Source organism: Acinetobacter oleivorans DR1, assembly GCF_000196795.1.
Classification (GTDB): Bacteria; Pseudomonadota; Gammaproteobacteria; order Pseudomonadales; family Moraxellaceae; genus Acinetobacter; species Acinetobacter oleivorans.
On the sequence record NC_014259.1, the window covers coordinates 658,264 to 675,738 of the forward strand.

The 17,475-nt window shown below is 38.4% G+C and carries 17 protein-coding genes; 10 read left to right on the plus strand and 7 right to left on the minus strand.

The window, feature by feature from the left end; genetic code table 11:
• Nucleotides 1-8: 8 nt before the first annotated feature.
• Together AOLE_RS03175 and AOLE_RS03180 are read left to right on the plus strand one after the other, a co-directional pair.
• On the plus strand, nt 9-1,118 hold the full coding sequence (locus tag AOLE_RS03175; RefSeq protein ID WP_013196898.1) for an NADH:flavin oxidoreductase/NADH oxidase: 1,110 nt from the start codon (nt 9-11) through the stop codon (nt 1,116-1,118).
• A gap of 56 nt (nt 1,119-1,174) precedes the next feature.
• Entirely contained in the window at nt 1,175-2,098 is a 924-nt protein-coding gene (locus AOLE_RS03180) for an AEC family transporter (protein ID WP_013196899.1), read from the plus strand.
• Between the two features lie 26 nt (nt 2,099-2,124).
• Here AOLE_RS03180 and AOLE_RS03185 read toward each other — a convergent pair whose 3' ends face one another.
• The 3 genes from AOLE_RS03185 to ygfZ all read right to left on the minus strand — a co-directional run bounded on the left by AOLE_RS03185 (nt 2,125) and on the right by ygfZ (nt 4,711).
• Complete coding sequence (locus tag AOLE_RS03185; RefSeq protein ID WP_013196900.1) at nt 2,125-2,949, minus strand: tetratricopeptide repeat protein; 825 nt, start codon at nt 2,947-2,949, stop codon at nt 2,125-2,127.
• 183 nt (nt 2,950-3,132) lie between these two features.
• Nucleotides 3,133-3,843, minus strand: a complete 711-nt coding sequence (locus tag AOLE_RS03190) for a DsbC family protein (protein WP_005309781.1) — start codon at nt 3,841-3,843, stop codon at nt 3,133-3,135.
• 145 nt (nt 3,844-3,988) lie between these two features.
• Entirely contained in the window at nt 3,989-4,711 is a 723-nt protein-coding gene (gene ygfZ, locus AOLE_RS03195) for a CAF17-like 4Fe-4S cluster assembly/insertion protein YgfZ (protein ID WP_013196901.1), read from the minus strand.
• 212 nt (nt 4,712-4,923) lie between these two features.
• Between ygfZ and AOLE_RS03200 the strand changes: the two genes are divergently transcribed.
• From AOLE_RS03200 to AOLE_RS03215, 4 genes are all read left to right on the plus strand, one after another.
• On the plus strand, nt 4,924-5,376 hold the full coding sequence (locus AOLE_RS03200; protein ID WP_081399109.1) for an SRPBCC family protein: 453 nt from the start codon (nt 4,924-4,926) through the stop codon (nt 5,374-5,376).
• 108 nt (nt 5,377-5,484) lie between these two features.
• A complete protein-coding gene (locus AOLE_RS03205) occupies nt 5,485-5,841 on the plus strand; it encodes a DUF488 domain-containing protein (RefSeq protein ID WP_013196903.1) in 357 nt (118 codons plus the stop codon).
• Between the two features lie 89 nt (nt 5,842-5,930).
• Nucleotides 5,931-6,275 carry a zinc ribbon domain-containing protein YjdM gene (locus AOLE_RS03210; protein WP_013196904.1) on the plus strand — a complete coding sequence of 115 codons (345 nt, stop codon included), beginning with the start codon at nt 5,931-5,933 and terminating at the stop codon, nt 6,273-6,275.
• Nucleotides 6,276-6,486: 211 nt separating this feature from the next.
• Nucleotides 6,487-6,828, plus strand: coding sequence for a YegP family protein (locus AOLE_RS03215; RefSeq protein ID WP_005309794.1), 342 nt, complete (start codon nt 6,487-6,489; stop codon nt 6,826-6,828).
• 54 nt (nt 6,829-6,882) lie between these two features.
• Here the strand turns inward: AOLE_RS03215 and AOLE_RS03220 are convergent, their stop codons facing one another.
• The 4 genes from AOLE_RS03220 to AOLE_RS03235 form a co-directional block, all read right to left on the minus strand.
• Nucleotides 6,883-8,598, minus strand: a complete 1,716-nt coding sequence (locus tag AOLE_RS03220) for a proline--tRNA ligase (RefSeq protein WP_013196905.1) — start codon at nt 8,596-8,598, stop codon at nt 6,883-6,885.
• A gap of 58 nt (nt 8,599-8,656) precedes the next feature.
• Entirely contained in the window at nt 8,657-11,755 is a 3,099-nt protein-coding gene (locus AOLE_RS03225; RefSeq protein WP_013196906.1) for an efflux RND transporter permease subunit, read from the minus strand.
• 15 nt (nt 11,756-11,770) lie between these two features.
• Nucleotides 11,771-12,880, minus strand: a complete 1,110-nt coding sequence (locus AOLE_RS03230; RefSeq protein WP_081399256.1) for an efflux RND transporter periplasmic adaptor subunit — start codon at nt 12,878-12,880, stop codon at nt 11,771-11,773.
• A 68-nt stretch (nt 12,881-12,948) separates the two neighbouring features.
• Nucleotides 12,949-13,584 carry a hypothetical protein gene (locus AOLE_RS03235; protein WP_013196908.1) on the minus strand — a complete coding sequence of 212 codons (636 nt, stop codon included), beginning with the start codon at nt 13,582-13,584 and terminating at the stop codon, nt 12,949-12,951.
• A 285-nt stretch (nt 13,585-13,869) separates the two neighbouring features.
• Here AOLE_RS03235 and pilG point away from each other — a divergent pair, with 285 nt between their 5' ends.
• The 4 genes from pilG to AOLE_RS03255 are packed head-to-tail and all read left to right on the plus strand — an operon-like array spanning nt 13,870 to nt 17,360.
• Nucleotides 13,870-14,253 (plus strand): twitching motility response regulator PilG, encoded by a 384-nt coding sequence (pilG, locus tag AOLE_RS03240; protein ID WP_000389061.1) that lies wholly within the window; start codon nt 13,870-13,872, stop codon nt 14,251-14,253.
• Nucleotides 14,254-14,276: 23 nt separating this feature from the next.
• Nucleotides 14,277-14,639, plus strand: coding sequence for a response regulator (locus AOLE_RS03245; RefSeq protein WP_004789266.1), 363 nt, complete (start codon nt 14,277-14,279; stop codon nt 14,637-14,639).
• Nucleotides 14,640-14,698: 59 nt separating this feature from the next.
• Entirely contained in the window at nt 14,699-15,235 is a 537-nt protein-coding gene (locus AOLE_RS03250; RefSeq protein ID WP_005309806.1) for a chemotaxis protein CheW, read from the plus strand.
• A 43-nt stretch (nt 15,236-15,278) separates the two neighbouring features.
• Nucleotides 15,279-17,360, plus strand: coding sequence for a methyl-accepting chemotaxis protein (locus AOLE_RS03255; RefSeq protein WP_013196909.1), 2,082 nt, complete (start codon nt 15,279-15,281; stop codon nt 17,358-17,360).
• The last annotated feature ends 115 nt before the right edge of the window (nt 17,361-17,475 follow it).

A 17,475-nucleotide genomic window follows, 5' to 3' on the forward strand; every position in this document is an offset into this window, starting at 1 on the left:
AATTAAAAATGGCGAAATTATTTGAAACGGTTAACTTTGGTTCACTACAACTGGTCAATAGAATTGTAATTGCTCCAATGTGCCAATATTCGGCAACAGATGATGGTGAAATTACCTATTGGCATGAACAGCAATGGGCAAATTATGCATTGTCTGGCGCTGGGCTTTGTATTGTAGAGGCGACTGCTGTACAACCTGAAGGTCGGATTAGCTATGCTGACCTTGGGCTCTGGAATGATCAGCAACGTGACCAAATCAAAACGTTGTTAGCTAAGGTTCATACACTTTCACCAATGCCATTTGGAATTCAGTTAGCACATGCAGGGCGTAAAGCATCTACTGAAAAGCCATGGTTAGGTAAAGGTCAGATTGCAAAAGATCAGCCTCATGGTTGGCAAACGGTTGCACCAAGTGAAAGTACTTTTTCTGTTCATGATGCAGCACCCCATGCTTTGACCATTGCTGAGATTAAACAAGTTCAACAAGACTTTGCAGCAGCGGCAAAACGTGCTGTAGAAGCTGGGTTTGAGTTGATTGAAGTTCATGCTGCACATGGTTACTTACTACATCAATTCTTATCGCCAATTGCCAATCAGCGTACTGATGAATATGGTGGTTCTTTAGAAAACCGTATGCGTATGACTCTTGAGGTTCTTCAGGCAATTAAACTCGCTGTACCTGAAGGTTATCCTGTTGGTGTTAGACTCTCTGCGACTGATTGGTTAGAGAGCATCGAGCACTGGGATGTTGAATCTACAGTTGGTTTATCAAAAGCTTTAGAGCAATTGGGCGCAGCCTATGTGCATGTGTCTAGTGGTGGTTTGCACGAGCATCAATCTATTACGATTGGGGCAGGTTACCAAGTTCCATTTGCTGAACAAGTCAAAAAGCATGTGTCTATTCCAGTCATTGCTGTAGGCTTAATTACTGAGCCAGAACATGCCGAACAAATTTTGGAAAACCAGCAAGCTGATGCTATTGGTCTTGCTCGTGCAATGTTATATGACCCAAGATGGCCTTGGCATGCAGCAGCAGCTTTAGGTGCAGAAGTTAAAATTGCGCCTCAGTATTTACGTTGCCAACCTCATGGATTAAAGCAGCTTTTTAACTCTTTTTAATTGTTTTGGGCAAAGTTATCTTTGCCCATTTTTCTTTCGCTAAGTGAGGACGGTCAGTGGTTTTTCAGGTTATTTTACCTATCTTGATATTGCTATTGATGGGCTATGTTTGTGTCCTCATCAAATTGGTAACGCCTGAACAGATCAGGGCTCTTAGCGCATTTGTAATTAAAATTTCTTTACCAGCTTTTTTAATTCACTCATTGGCAAATAAAAACTTACAAGACATTTGGCACCCTGCTTATTTTCTTGCTTATGGCGGTGGGTCTTTAATTTTATTTTTCTTGGCTTTTATTCTCTATCGAAAATATTTTAAAAATAGTTTAACTCATAGCGCCGTGATTTCGATGGGCGCATCTATGTCCAATACTGGATTTATGGGAACAGCTATTTTAACCATGTTGATAGGTAATCATGCTGCGATTTATATTTCTTTAACACTCATCATTGAAAATTTATTGATTGTGGCACTGATGCTCATTCTGGCCGAAGCTGGTTTACATCAACAACAAAATCTTTTACCGCTTTTAAAACAGACTTTTTTAAACTTACTCAAGAATCCTGTCATTATCGCGATTTTGGTTGGAATGGGATGTATTCTTTTCGATGTTAATCTTCCTACAACGCTTGATCAGTCTCTAGAGTTACTTGGACGCACAGCTTCGCCTTTGGCTTTGTTTGCAATTGGTGGGAGTTTAGTGGGTATTGGAATCACTACAGTAAATACAGAAAGCATTTTGTTGGCGATATTTAAAGTTATTCTTATGCCATCTGTTATTTTTTCTCTCTTTTTGATCACTCCAAATGTAAGTCGTGAGATGCTTTACGCAGGAACATTAATTGCTGCTTTACCAATGCCGATTGCTTTCGGAATTTTTGGACAGGCTTATGGATTAAATGAAAAAGCATTAACACCGCTTATGATTAGTACAGTTGTTGGTTTTATTGGCGTTAGCGGGCTTATTGCTTTGTGGTGGTAAAAGAAAAGCCCCGTAAGGGGCTAGTACTATTTCTTTGGTGCTGGTTGTGCGGGAGCATTTGCAGCCTGCTTACTTTTTTCTGCAATAATCTTATCAACCGAGGCTAAAGACTCTTTAGCGTTAGGAACATTTTGATTGGCAAGTTCAGTAAAGATCTTTTTGGCCTCAGGTAAATTTTGCGGAATGATATTGCCATTCGCCATCATGGTCGCTAAAGCCATAGACGCAGGAGCGTAGCCTTTTTGAGCAATCGATTGCAAAGCTTCGATACCTTGGCGTTTCATTAACGGATTTTTATTTTCCACACCTTGGCTAATATCATAAAGTGCTTTCACCTGAGTCGCTGGATAGTTACCCTTTCTAATTAAAGGCGCTAACTTTTGAAGGGCAATTTGATGTGACTGCGGTTTTTTCTGAGCAAATAAAATCGTCGCGATTTTCACAGTTGCATCATCAGAGCCTTGAGCCGATGCTTTTTGAATATATTGACTGAATTTGCTGCTGTCTTTGGCAACTCCTAATTCACCAGTCTCATAAATTTGTGCAAGCGTGTAACTCGCTTGGGCGTACCCTTTATTTGAAGCATCTTCATAATACTTGAGGGCTTTAGAAGAGTCTTTTGCTGTACCTTGGCCCATTTGAGTCATATAGCCTAAGTTATAGATGGCTTGGGCATTACCTGTTTGTGCTAGGCGTTGCATTTCCTGAAATGCAGCAGAGTAATTTTTTGCTGCGTAGAGTTGTTCAGCTTGTTTGAAAACATCGGTTTTAGCAGCAGTCGCCGTGTTATCAGCTGCAAAAATTGATGCACTTGAAAGGGTGATTAGGCTTGCGATTAGTAATTTCTTCATTTCTTTTTAACCTTTTACTTCGTAGCTACATCATTCCATTGATGCATTAAATAGTTTCATTTCTCATCATAAATATTGATTGCTGAAAGTAAACAGCCGATTTGTATATAAAGCGCTGCACTTTGGGCAAATTGTGGAGAAAAAATACCCACTCACATTCATACAATGGAGCGGGTAATATTATTATTTTGCTGACTGAAGTAATGCTTCGATTTGCTTGGCATCACTTGGAACACCAGAGAGTCTTTGGCCATCTTGCAAGAACAGGGTAGGTGTTCCATCAATATTTAATTTTTGACCTAAAGCGATATTTTTCTGAATTGGGCTTGAGCAACTTTTGCTATTAGTCGGCAATTTGCGGTTAAGCATGTAGTTTGTCCAAGCTTCTGCTGGATTTTTTGAGCACCAGATTTGATTTGAAACTTTTTCAGCATTTGGATGCAAACTAGTAAGAGGATAAAGGAACACATATACCGTTACGTTATCAACACCAACCATATTTTGCTCTAAGCGCTGGCAATATGGGCAATCTGGGTCACTAAAGACATAGATCGTACGTTCGCCTTTACCTTTTACATATTTAATGGCCTGATTTAATGGCAAACTTTTAACGTCAATTTTGCCCAGTTCGGCAATACGTTCTTCAGTCATATTTTTTTGTTGTTTGATGTCGACTAGGTTACCAACAAAAAAGTACTTAGCATCTTGGTTGGTATAGACAATACGGCCGCTTGTGTACACTTCATAGATGCCTTGTACAGGAGATTGATAAACACCTTTTACAGGCAAATCTGGATAATTCGTCTTAAGATTTTGTTCAAGGGCTTTAACGTCAGCATGAGCAGAACCGAAAATAGCCAGACTCAACATGAGTGTAGCAAGTTTAGTTTTCATCTTTTTTCTCTTTAATTTCAACAGGGCTAATGATGGCATATAAAACTTAAAAAATTGATGTTCTAATCTAATGAAATCATTAGTGTTTTGTATCTATAAAAAAGCCCACTAACTTAGAAGTGGGCAATTCGAGCTAATAAAATTATTATTGTGGTCTTGCAACATCGCCACTTAAAGCTTCAGGTAACTCAAGAATTTGAAGCCCCAACTCTTGTAGAGCAGCAGGTTTAGCAACAACTAAAGCAAGATAACCTTGATCATTTGCAATACTATTAACGACTTCAATATCGTTATTTAGTTGAGTTGCTGAAGCAGGTGCTTCACCTGTACCCTGAACCAGATGTAACCAGTGTTTTGGTTTTGCTTTAAACCAAAGACGCGCCACAATTTCCTGACCTAAGTAACAGCCCTTATCGTAATTGACACCTTCACGTTGATGTAAACGCAATTCTTGTGGTTGGAACTCATGTTCAGTTGCCTGTGTAATCCATGCTTGACCAGTCATAATGGCTTGTTTTTGCCATTCAGAAATATCAGTTTCAGTTGTACTAAACTCAGTTTGATGATTCACAAATTTTGGAAACACAGCACCTTGTTCACTCAAAGTCATTTTCGAAAAAGCACCAAATTTTTTAATATGTTTGGCAAACTCTTCAGCTTGATCTTGAGCAACTACAATTTCAAAACTTTCAGGATTAATCTTTTTTAGCCACAAGCCAAAGTGAATACGACCTTTAAGATCACAAATGGCTGTATAGCGAGTTTCATTTTCAGCTAAACGTTCAGTATCTACAGTAACCTGGCCTTGTAAAAACTTCTGTGCATCTATACCGTTTAAAGCATATGAGGAGAAAGCGAGCAGACTCATGATTAATCTCAAATTCAATATGTTTCTTTATGATTGCTGACTATTTTGCTCCATTTTTACTAAAAAATCAGCCCTAGTTTTCGTAATTTGATTTCGCCTGAAAAAAGTATTTTGTTTGAAAAAACACCAAAAATATACGTTCGCATAAATCGGAAGGTTTAAGCTAATAAGCATAATTTCGATAATTTGAAAGAAATTAAAATAAGGAGAATATGATGGCAACAGGAACAGTAAAATTTCATCGCGTGTTTAAGGCTCCAGCCGAGCGAGTTTACCGTGCATTTTTAGACCCAGATGCTTTAGTCAAGTGGTTACCGCCGCATGGCTTTACTGCCAAGGTTCATAGTTTTGATGCAAGTGTTGGTGGCTCATACAAAATGAGTTTTACCAATTTTTCGACAGGTTCAACACACGCTTTTGGTGGAACATATGTTGAATTAGTTCCAAATGAATTAATTCGATATAACGATCAATTCGATGACCCAAATTTACCTGGGACTATGCAGGTTACTATTACATTAAAAAGCGTATTGGTAGGTACAGAAGTACATATTACGCAAGAAGGCATACCTGAAGTTATTCCTGTAGAAGCCTGCTACTTAGGATGGCAAGAATCTTTATCTTTACTGACATTGTTAATCGAAGCAGATATCCCTGACCAATAAACCTTCTAAAATTTTAATGAAATATTTAAAAAGTGAGTGGAGCTAAAATCTGCTCACTTTTCTTTTATAGGGTTTATCTAAAATGTAAAACTTACACAGAGAAAGATTATGGATATACATATTAAAAGAATTTATGAAAAAGCTGAGCCTAGTGATGGGAAGCGAATTTTGGTTGATCGCCTATGGAGTCGGGGGATTAGTAAGGGAAATGCTCATTTAGATTTGTGGTTAAAAGAAGTGGCCCCTTCAACTGAACTGCGCAAGTGGTTCCATGCAGCAACGCCAGATCATTGGGAAGAATTTAAGCAGCGTTATTTAAAAGAGCTTGAAACCAACTCCGCAGTTGAAGAGTTACAACACATCGCAGTAGAACATACAGTGACGCTTTTATATTCAGCAAAAGATGTTGAAAATAACCATGCAATTATTTTGAAAGAATATTTATTAAGTAAAAACTCAAAATGAATGTATAAATTTTTTTTGGTAAAAGTCTTTTATTTAAAACTTTAAAAAATGAGTTATATCTCGCATAATATACTTTTTGAGATTTTTTCATGTCTTTGCCAAACTGCCCACAATGCCAATCAGAATATACTTACCAAGATGGCGACTTATTGATTTGTCCTGAATGCTCCAATGAGTGGAAAGAAGGGGATGCATCGCTTGCTGAAGAACAAGAAATTATTAAAGATGCTAATGGAAATGTATTAGCTGATGGCGACAGCGTAACTGTCATTAAAGACTTAAAAATTAAAGGTTCATCTTCAGTTGTAAAAGTAGGCACGAAAGTAAAAACGATTCGTTTAGTTCCAGATGCAAGTGATGGCCACAATATCGATTGCAAAATTGATGGTATTGGTCAGATGAAGTTAAAATCTGAATTTGTAAAAAAAGCTTAAATTGTTAATTTTAATTACATTTCAGTAGAGATATGCACTTATATCTCTACTTTTTAAATTTCTAACATCATTATAATTTTATTACGAAAAAGTATAAAAAATGGGCTATTCAAAGAATGATAGCCCATTTATATTGTCATAAATAACAAATAACTTTCGTCCAGAATAATAACGAAAGTCATACCCACACCAACAAAAAAATGAGGTTTTTATGGCAGGATGGTACGAAATTTCACTAGCGAGTGATGGACAATACCGCTTTATTTTAAAGGCAGGAAATGGTGAACCTATTTTAAATAGCGAGCTATATAAGGCAAAAGCTTCTGCGGTAAATGGTATTGAATCAATTCAGAAAAATAGTGGTGATGACGCACGATATGAGCGTTTAACTGCAAAGAATGGGAAACCTTATTTCAATTTAAAAGCTGCAAATCATCAAATTATTGGCACAAGTCAATTCTATGCGAGCGAAGCTTCACGTGATAAAGGAATTGAGTCTGTTAAAACCAATGGTTCATCGACAACTATTAAAGACTTAACGGTTCAGGCATAAAAATTGAGTTAAAAAAAGCAGCTTTAAGAAGCTGCTTTTTTATTTGTCTATTTATTAACGCGCTAACTTAGCTAAAAGTTCTTCTTTCGTTAAATTGCTCGCTTCAGCATCGCGACGGCCTTTATATTCAAAAGTACCAGCATCAAGACCTTTTTCACCAATCACAATACGGTGTGGAATACCCATCAATTCAAGGTCAGAGAACTTAACGCCCGGACGTTCGTTACGATCATCAAGCAACACATCAAAACCTTGAGCTTGAAGTTCTGCATAAAGTGCTTCTGCTGCTTCAAGAGTGCGTGGAGATTTGTGCGCATTCATTGGAACAATTGCAATTTCAAAAGGTGCAATGGCTTGTGGCCACATAATTCCTTTGTCATCGTAGTTTTGTTCAATTGCAGCTGCAACAACACGTGTTACACCAATACCGTAGCATCCCATGGTTACTGTAAATGGTTTGCCATCTTCACCTAGAACTTTACAGCCTAAAGCTTCAGAGTATTTAGTACCAAGTTGGAAAATATGACCTACTTCAATACCACGTTTAATTTGTAGCGTGCCTTTACCGTCTGGAGATGGGTCACCTTCAACGACATTACGCAAATCAAAAACTTCTGTAATTTGCGCATCACGTTCCCAGTTTACGCCAACAGCATGTTTATCAGCTTCATTTGCACCAGCAACGAAATCTGAAAGAACAGATGCAGCGCGGTCAACAATTACAGTTAAGCCTTTTTCAACTAAACCTTGTGGACCTGTAAACCCAGCAGTTAAACCAAATGCTTGAAGTTGTGCTTCAGTTGCAAAAGTAAGAGGGGCAGCCACTAAAGGATGCTTCTCAGCTTTAATTTCATTAAGTTCGTGGTCACCACGTACAAATAGAGCAACAACAGGAACATTACCTTTTTCGTCAGCAACACCTTGAACCAATAAAGCTTTAACAGATTGCTTTGGATCAGCATTTAAGAACTGACATACATCATCAATTGTTTTTTGATTTGGTGTTTCAACCAATTTAAATTCTTGTGTCGGTGCTGCACGTGCACCCACTAAAACAGCCTCAGCCATTTCAACGTTTGCTGCATAATCAGATTCAGTTGAAAATGCGATGTCATCTTCACCACTAGCAGCCAATACGTGGAATTCGTGTGAAGCTGAACCACCAATAGAACCTGTGTCGGCTTGTACTGGACGGAAATCTAAACCTAAACGAGTGAAAATACGGCTATAGGTGTCGTACATTACGTCATAAGTTTCTTGTAGTGACTCTTGAGTTGCATGGAAAGAATAAGCATCTTTCATGATGAACTCACGTGAACGCATTACACCAAAACGTGGACGAATTTCATCACGGAATTTGGTTTGAATTTGATAGAAATTTACAGGAAGCTGCTTATAACTTTTAAGTTCGTTACGCGCCATGTCTGTAATAACTTCTTCATGCGTTGGCCCAAGTACGAATGGGTTCGTATGACGATCTTTAAAGCGTAATAATTCAGGACCATATTGTTCATATCGACCCGATTCTTCCCAAAGACTTGCGGGTTGAGTCACGGGCATGAATACTTCCATTGCGCCTGAGCGGTTCATTTCTTCACGAACAATCGCATCTACTTTTTTAAGCACACGTGTTCCCATCGGCAGCCATGTATATAAACCAGATGCCAATTTACGAATCATCCCCGCACGTAACATGAGCTGGTGTGAAATCACTTCAGCATCATTTGGGGTTTCTCTCAACGTTGCAAATAAAAAGCGGCTTGCGCGCATGGAAAAAGTCCTAAAAGTTAAGCGTTATAAAAACGCAGATTATACGATAATCGCTGCATTATGACATGAATCGTCGAGTTTGACGCAGCATAAAGTTTTTCAAGTCATCTAGATAAGTGAAAATGACGGGTACAACCACAAGAGTCAATAGGGTAGAGGTAATTACTCCCCCAATCACAGCGTGAGCCATTGGTGCGCTTTGCTCACCGCCTTCGCCAAGACCTAAAGCTAAAGGAACCATCCCCATCACCATAGCACTTGTCGTCATTAAAATTGGACGTAAACGTGTTTTGCCCGCTTGTAAAATAGCATCGTAACGGCTTGTCCCCTGATCCATTGCTTTCTTAATAAAGTCAATAAGCAAAATCGCATTTTTAGTGACTAGCCCCATCAACATGATAATGCCAATAATCGAAAATAGATTTAGGGTACTTTTGAACAAGAATAGGGCAAGAAAAACACCAATGAGTGACAATGGTAAAGAGGTCATAATTGCAGCAGGATGAATAAAGCTATTAAACTGAGAACCTAAAACAATATAGATAAACACAATTGAGAGGGTAATGGCTGTTAATGCATATCCAGCAGATTCAGCCATGTCGGCATTGGCACCTTGAGTATCAAATGTATATCCAGCAGGTAGTTTAAATACCTTTTGCATTTTATCGATGTCTTGACCAATGTCGCCGCTAGGTCGTCCTGAGGTATTTGCCTCAATCAGTACTTCACGCTCAAGATCACGTCGGTTAATTTGTGAAGCACCGAGTTTTTCTTCGGTTGTTGCAACTGCGCTAAGTGGAACTAATATATTTTGCCCAGTCGCATTGGTCTTATTGGAGTTGAGATATAGGTTCTGCACATCTTGCGGAAGCATACGTTTATTTTCATTTAAACGTACATTCACATCATAATTTTCGCCATCGCGATCTTCCCAAGTTGTGACATTATCACCCGCAATTAATGGGCGAATCGCATTGGCAATCTGAGAAACGGATAAACCTAAGTCACTTGCCAGTACACGATTAATGTGGACACCCAGAGTCGGCTTGGGTTCTTTCAATGAGCTTTCTAAATCAACTACACCTTTAATTTTTTCCATTTCAGCAATAAAACGATCTGAAATTTTCTGTAGCTCATTTAGGTCAGATCCTTTAATAGAGATCATGATTGGCTTTTGTCCGCCAGAGACAGAATCTTGCGCGGCTGCAACAGAAGTCACTCGAATACCCGCTACACTTTGTAAACGATCACGGAACTCATTGTTGAGTGTATTCAGATCTGAGCTACGTTCTTGTTTTGGCTTCAAGGTCACACCTAAACCTGCATGGTTCTTGCCTGAGTCTACTTCACTGTTGACCACGCCATAAGTAGAGACCACATCGGGGAACTGCCTAATAATTTTATCGACTTGATGTAATTTCGCTTGGGTATATTCCAAAGATGCATCTACAGGAGTTTCGAACTGAATACGAACTTCACCTTTATCTGGGGTCGGTACAAATTCAGTTCCAATTAGTTTAGACAGTCCTAGTGCAGCAAATAGTGAAACAATTGCAATAATGACTGTGATAAAACGGAAACGTAAAGCCAGCTTTAAGAGCTTTTCATAAACATGAGTCAGTCGATCTAACACATTAGAAATATGGTTAAAAAAGCGTTGTAACCAATTATCTTTTTTCTTGACTGGATCTTTCCAGTGAGCAGAAAGCATCGGATCGAGCGTAAAACTAATAAACATTGAAATTAAAACGGCTGTACTCACCGTTACACCAAACTGATAAAAGAAACGTCCAATCAACCCGCCCATGAAGGCGACAGGTAAAAATACGGCCACAATGGTAAGCGTGGTTGCGAGTACGGCTAAACCGATTTCTTTCGTGCCTTCTAAGGCAGCAGTCACATGATCTTTGCCAAGTTCAGTATGTCTTACGATGTTTTCCCGAACCACAATCGCATCATCAATTAAGAGGCCAATACTGAGCGATAGGGCCAATAACGTCATCATATTAATGCTGAAACCAAAAGCCCAAATGAACGTTAAGGTTCCTAGCAAAGTAATCGGTAAGGTTAAGCCTGTAATAACGGTAGAGCGGAAAGAGCCTAAAAATAATAGAACAATTAAAACTGCTAAGGCAGCACCTTCAATAATAGTACGGGTCACATCTTTAATTGAAGCACGAATTCCTTTGGAGCTATCGGCCACAACTTTGTAGTTTAAACCCGCAGGCATTTGTGTTTTTAATTTCTCTAAAGTTTGGTAGGTTTTATCAACAACCTGAATCACATTGGCATCAGAACTCTTTAAAATATCGACAGAGACCGCTGTTCTTCCATTATAAAATGCACTTGATTGTAATTCGGCTTGAGTATCTTCAATCGTTGCAACTTGCTTTAGAAAAATTGGTGAACTATTTTTATTGGCAATCACCAAGTCACCAAAAGCAAGTGGATGAATGACCTTTGATTGAATCTGTACAACCAGTTCAGAATTCTTTTGTTGTAAGGTTCCTGCGGGAACTTCAATATTTTCATTTTTTAGCGTATTAATGACCTGATCAATACCAATACCGTAACTTTGCAGTTGCTCAGGAAGAATTTTTATTCGTATTTGCCGTTTGGCATCCCCCAATAAATTCACATTACCGACACCAGACACGGTTTTAAGCTGCGGCACGATACGTTTATCTACATATGAACTTAATTGAGCCAAACTCATGCTACTTGATTCAAATACAACTGACATGATCGGGCTAGAAGAAGGGTCGTAGCGTTGTACAATCGGTGTATCAATTTCATCACGAAATTGGGCTGTGACTGGAGCAATCTTGTCACGAACATCTTGTGCTGCAAGGGCCGATGAAGTATCGAGATTAAACTCAGCCACAATCATTGAAAAGCCTTCACTTGAGCGTGAAGTGATTTGTTTAATCCCTGAAATTGTATTGATCTGATCTTCGAGTTTTTTTGTAATATCTGATTCGACAGCTTCAGGTGAAGCACCAGCATATTGCGTAGTCACTACTACGAATGGGAAATCGACGTTCGGAAACTCTTCAACCGTCATCCGTTTCCAAGAAGCTAACCCGAGTACCATTAAGCTGATCATCATCATAATAGTAAAAACGGGGTATTTCACACTGATTCGAGTAAACCACATATGCTATTTGCTACCTTATTTATTTTTTTCGGTTGTAACCGTCACTTTTTTATTAATGTCGGAATCATCAAATTGAATACGGCTCACTAGATCTGTGCGTTGTAGGCCATCAACTAAAGCAATATTGTCGTTATAGCGCTGTTCAATCACACGAATTTTAACTTTTTGAATGGTGTGATTGCGTACCACCCATACAAAAGGATCATGTTGCATATTTTGAATGCTATCTAAAGGAATCGTTTGGCCTTGCTGAGTGTCATTACGAAGAATATTTCCATTAATGAAAGCGCCAATGCTTAACGAATCAATTTTTTCTTTAGGAACGGCAAAAAATTCGATTTGTCGGCTGTCTTGATCTGCAACAGGTGAAATACGTGTAAGCGTCGCATTTAACTGTTTAGAGTTTCCTTGAATCTGATATTGAATGCTGCTACCGACTTTAAGAGCAGACTGCTGCTCAATTGGTAACTTGGCTTGTATTTCAAGTTGGTCTGGATTTACGATTTCAAATAATGTTTGACCAACTGATACTGTCTGACCAGGTTCGACTTGTCGCTTAGTAATGACGCCTGAAATTGGGCTGGTAATAATGCCGTCTTGATCAGCCTTACGAGCAATATCAACATTCGCTTGTTGAGCCTTTACACTTTCAAGTTGTCCTTTATAGTCAACCTGACTCTGTTCAAACTCGACACGAGCAATAAACCCTTGATTAAAAAGTCGTTGCTTTCGGTTCATTAAATTGCGTGCAAGTTCAGCTTGTGACTGAGCTGATGCGAGGTTAGCGCGCGCTTGTGCTAATCGTGCAACATTGTCTTGATTATTCAATCTCACTAAAACTTGGCCTTTTTGTACCTGTTGACCAACATTTGTAGTTACAGTAGTCGCTGTGGCGCTCACTTGAGCCTGAATTGAACTTTGCTGAACCGCACGGATGGTTCCCGTAAATGCAGTTTGAGAGTCAAGTGCTCCTTCTTTAACTGCAATCAGGTCTTGAGGAATGAGTTCAATTTTTGCTGGAGCTGATGCCGTTGTTTTAGTCGTTTCTTGCTGATTACATGCAGCTAAAATCAAACATACACTAATAATACTCAGTTTAAAAATAGTGGAAGGGGTGAGATGCATCTTGTGCATACAGCATCATCCTATAGTTCAAATTTTATTTTGCCCCTATTCTTGATAAACCTTTACAGTTATTCAAGCTTTTTTAAACGTTCGATAATGTTTTCATACTCGCTATTGGTACGTTTGTAAGTCTTGGAAAGTGTTTCAAGTGTCTGTTTGACTCTGTAAATATTATTTAGATTGTTTTCAATCAAAGTCTTATGTCGTTCAGGAATGACTTCTCTCTTTCTGAAATATTCCATTTCTTGACGTTTAAATAAAATTTTGTCTTGTTGTAACTGGTCGAGTTGTTCCTCTTGATAGTTAATTTGCTTCTTTATAGCAAGTAATGCTTGATCTCTTTTAAGCATGGCTGTCTTACTATTGCTATAAGCATTTTTTAATTTGATATCTAGTTCTCTATGCCGTGCCGATAATGCTCGTTGACTTGATTGATTTAAATCAGCCTCGGCACTATAAGAGTGATTTCTTTTAATCACTTGCATATTTTGATCTAGAACTTCATAACCGTAACGAATGTGAGCAGGAGTGACAGATGTACTGATATTGGCCGTACCGTGTTGATCATAATAACGATACCAGACCACTTTAGAAGTATCCGCTAGAGCCAAGGTTGTTGAAAAATAGAGCGAACCGAAGGAAATAATGCCTATAGATACAGACAAGCAGTTCCTATAAAAGGCATATTTCATCCGATTATTCATTGAATATCCCCAAAAAAAGAAAGCTAAATTGCTTATTTTTAAATAATTAATCTTTAATATATTAGTTATTATTTAGCTGAATAAAAATATAGTCATTATAAAAAAAATGATAATTTTAATTAAAGTGTGATGAGGTTAAAAGTTATTGTTTATAAATGAGAAAGTAGACAAAAATGCCTCATTGAAAATAGACTGTGAGATATGTTAAAAATGCGTATAAATGCGTAAAAACAAATTTAAGTTAAATTGCATTTATATTTTATATTTATGGGGATGGAAGATTAAATGGAAGATGCATTCCAAAATCTGAAAGTAATGGTAATTGATGACTCAAAAACCATTCGCCGAACAGCCGAAACTTTATTACAGCGAGAAGGCTGTGAAGTCATTACTGCGGTGGATGGATTTGAAGCTTTGTCCAAAATTGCAGAGGCAAATCCAGATATTGTTTTTGTCGATATCATGATGCCTCGTTTAGATGGTTATCAAACTTGCGCTTTGATTAAAAACTCTCAAAATTATCAGAACATTCCCGTTATCATGCTCTCTAGCAAAGATGGTTTATTTGATCAGGCAAAAGGGCGTGTGGTAGGTTCAGATGAATACTTGACGAAACCTTTTAGCAAAGACGAATTGTTAAACGCGATTCGTAATCATGTAAGTTCATAATTAAGTAATTTAAGGGCAAAGAAATGGCACGTATTCTTATTGTTGATGATTCACCAACAGAAACTTATCGTTTTAGAGAAATTCTAACCAAGCACGGCTATGATGTACTTGAAGCATCTAATGGTGCAGATGGTGTAACTTTAGCAAAAGCTGAACAGCCTGACTTAGTGTTAATGGATGTTGTTATGCCTGGTGTAAATGGTTTTCAGGCAACACGTCAGATTACCCGCGATGAAGACACTAAGCATATTCCTGTTGTTATTGTGAGTACTAAAGATCAGGCAACTGACCGAGTATGGGGCAAGCGTCAAGGTGCGATCGATTATCTGATTAAACCTATTGAAGAAAAGCAATTGATTGATGTAATTAAACAATTTCTAAATTAACTCATCCATCCATAAAAACATAAATAACGGGATTATCTGCCCGTTTTATAGGATCGAGTATGGCAGCGAATGGATTTATCGAGTTACTTCGTTTGTCTAAACGGGGTAATAAGAATTACGCTTCAGTTCAAAATGAAGCACAGCGATGGTCAGGAATTGCTTTTGAAATGAGAGGGCAATACTTCGTCGCACCACTTGGGGAAGTGTCAGAAGTTATCTATCCACCGAAATATACGCCAGTTCCAAATGCTCAAAGTTGGGTAAAAGGTTTAGCGAACATTCGGGGAAGGTTGCTTTCAGTTTCTGATTTGGCTCATTTTATTTCAGGGCAACGAAGTACATTTTCGTCTGCCCAAAAAGTGTTATGTATTAGCCATCACGACCAGTATGTGGGGTTGGTTGTGGATCAGGTCTTGGGGATTCAGCACTTTAATAAAAAAAGTTTTTTTTCTCAAAGCTTAGACTTAGAGGAAAACCTAAAAGATTATTGCCAAGGTTATTTTCACCAACATAACCAGCATTGGCATGTCTTTTTATTTAGTCGTTTATTGCAAAACCCACATTACATGAATGCATCGACAAAATTTATAAACTAATTTTTTACGCTGTGAAAAACAGAGTATTTTCTGGGGAGAAGCTATGGGCTTTAAGCTTAAAAAGAAAGGCGGCAATCGTGTTGCGTCCGAAAAATCGGGTCTCAATTTTATTGCAAAAATCCAGTCAGGAATTGAGCAATACGCCAGTTTATTTGGGGAAAGTGAAAAGTCCAAGCCTATCCTTTATGTAGCGTTGTTATGTTTGGTATTTGCTTTAACTTCGCTCGTTTATTTATTTTATAACGTACCTCGACATAACGAATTAACACGTAGTTTGGGTGAGTTGCGTTTATTGTCACAAACGATTTCTAGACAGGCTACTGAAGCAACGGCTTCTGGTTCACCTAAAGCTATGAAAGACTTAGCTGAATCAAATAAACTTTTTGCAGAAAATATCAAAGATGTTGAAAATATTCATGGTACATCTTCAAAAGAATACAAAAAGGTTGCAGTTCTGTGGAAAGCTTTGTCGTATGACATTAACTTGATCTCGTCACATCAAGACGTAATTAATCAGTTATATAACATGAATATCTCGATTAGTGATTCTATTCCAGAGATTCAGGCTGAATATAACTTGATGGTTGATAAGATGGTTCGCGAAAAAGCACCAAGTAGTCAGGTGATTATTGCTAAGAACCAAGTATTTATTGCAGAACGTATTTTGCGCTCTATTAACACTGTTTTGGTTGGTACTGAAAACTCTCAGACCTCAGCACATGACTTTGGTGTGGATATTGAGACGTTTGGTGTGTATTTAAATGCACAGCTAAACGGAAATGCTGAATTGGGTGTTGCTAGAGTTGAGTCTCCGGAAGTACGTGAGTCTTTGGAAGGTATTAAATCTGAATATGATAAAGTTTTAAAATCTGCAGCGGCATCAGTTCTTCAGCATACAGATCAGATTGTAAACGTACGTCAGTCATCAGGCGAGATCTTATCGGAATCTGATGAAATGTTATCTGTATTGGGTGATCTTTCTAAGCAAACACAATATGGTTGGAAAGCTTTTGCTTTAGTTGCACTTCTTACATTGTCACTTATTGGTTTAATTAGTTCAGTCTTAAAGCTTTTATCACTTCGTAGTAAAGCAGATAAACAACGTGTAGCTACCTTACAAGAAGAATATGACCGTAACCAAAACGCGATTTTACGTTTACTAGATGAAATCGCCGACTTGGCAGACGGTGACTTGCGTTCATATGCAACGGTATCTGAAGACTTTACGGGAGCAATTGCCGACTCGATTAACTTTGCGATTGACCAATTACGTGATCTTGTATCCCGAATTCATGAAACTTCTCAGGAAGTTGCTCGTTATACGCATGATACACAGAATATTACTAACCAGTTGGCAGAAGCATCAGAGCATCAGGCACAAGAGATTGCCGGCGCATCAACCGCAATGAATGAAATGGCGCAATCAATTGACCAAGTATCTTCAAATGCATCGGAATCTACCGAAGTAGCAGAACGTTCGGTACAAATTGCTTCTAATGGCGCACAAGTGGTAAACCGTTCAATTGAAGGTATGGACACGATTCGTGAGCAGATTCAGGAAACTTCTAAGCGTATTAAACGTTTGGGTGAGTCTTCACAAGAAATTGGTAACATCGTATCGTTAATTAACGACATTGCGGACCAAACAAACATTCTTGCATTAAATGCGGCAATTCAAGCATCTATGGCAGGTGAGGCTGGACGTGGTTTTGCCGTGGTTGCAGATGAAGTACAGCGTCTTGCGGAACGTTCAGCATCGGCAACTAAACAGATCGAAACTCTGGTTAAAACAATTCAGACCGATACTAACGAAGCTGTTATTTCAATGGAACAGACAACCACTGAGGTTGTACGCGGAGCGAACTTGGCAAAAGATGCGGGTATTGCCTTGGACGAGATTCAAAAAGTATCGGGTGACTTGGCAAACTTAATGGCCAGCATTTCTGATGCAGCAAAACTTCAGTCTGCATCTGCGAGTCATATTGCGACAACCATGACCGTCGTACAAGAAATTACTTCGCAAACGACAACTGCAACATTCGATACAGCACGTTCGGTTTCTGAATTAGCAAATATGGCAGAGTCATTACGTGAATCGGTAACGGACTTTAAATTACCTGATTAAATTGGGGACGAGGATAGCTGTTTCTATAATAGCTATCCTTTTAAAAGTATTAACAACGCTAGGTAAATATTGGGGACACAGCTATTTATCTAGTGTTGACTCTGTCGTTTTTCTC

Excerpts from the sequence above, each read along its gene's own strand:
- AOLE_RS03245 (WP_004789266.1), top strand. The coding sequence starts at position 14,277 with ATGGCACGTATTCTTATTGTTGATGATTCACCAACAGAAACTTATCGT.
- AOLE_RS03205 (WP_013196903.1), top strand. The coding sequence starts at position 5,485 with ATGGATATACATATTAAAAGAATTTATGAAAAAGCTGAGCCTAGTGAT.
- AOLE_RS03200 (WP_081399109.1), top strand. The coding sequence starts at position 4,924 with ATGATGGCAACAGGAACAGTAAAATTTCATCGCGTGTTTAAGGCTCCA.
- AOLE_RS03225 (WP_013196906.1), bottom strand. The coding sequence starts at position 11,755 with ATGTGGTTTACTCGAATCAGTGTGAAATACCCCGTTTTTACTATTATG.
- pilG (WP_000389061.1), top strand. The coding sequence starts at position 13,870 with ATGGAAGATGCATTCCAAAATCTGAAAGTAATGGTAATTGATGACTCA.
- AOLE_RS03255 (WP_013196909.1), top strand. The coding sequence starts at position 15,279 with ATGGGCTTTAAGCTTAAAAAGAAAGGCGGCAATCGTGTTGCGTCCGAA.
- AOLE_RS03215 (WP_005309794.1), top strand. The coding sequence starts at position 6,487 with ATGGCAGGATGGTACGAAATTTCACTAGCGAGTGATGGACAATACCGC.
- AOLE_RS03220 (WP_013196905.1), bottom strand. The coding sequence starts at position 8,598 with ATGCGCGCAAGCCGCTTTTTATTTGCAACGTTGAGAGAAACCCCAAAT.
- AOLE_RS03175 (WP_013196898.1), top strand. The coding sequence starts at position 9 with ATGGCGAAATTATTTGAAACGGTTAACTTTGGTTCACTACAACTGGTC.
- ygfZ (WP_013196901.1), bottom strand. The coding sequence starts at position 4,711 with ATGAGTCTGCTCGCTTTCTCCTCATATGCTTTAAACGGTATAGATGCA.
- AOLE_RS03185 (WP_013196900.1), bottom strand. The coding sequence starts at position 2,949 with ATGAAGAAATTACTAATCGCAAGCCTAATCACCCTTTCAAGTGCATCA.
- AOLE_RS03230 (WP_081399256.1), bottom strand. The coding sequence starts at position 12,880 with ATGCATCTCACCCCTTCCACTATTTTTAAACTGAGTATTATTAGTGTA.
- AOLE_RS03250 (WP_005309806.1), top strand. The coding sequence starts at position 14,699 with ATGGCAGCGAATGGATTTATCGAGTTACTTCGTTTGTCTAAACGGGGT.
- AOLE_RS03210 (WP_013196904.1), top strand. The coding sequence starts at position 5,931 with ATGTCTTTGCCAAACTGCCCACAATGCCAATCAGAATATACTTACCAA.
- AOLE_RS03190 (WP_005309781.1), bottom strand. The coding sequence starts at position 3,843 with ATGAAAACTAAACTTGCTACACTCATGTTGAGTCTGGCTATTTTCGGT.
- AOLE_RS03235 (WP_013196908.1), bottom strand. The coding sequence starts at position 13,584 with ATGAATAATCGGATGAAATATGCCTTTTATAGGAACTGCTTGTCTGTA.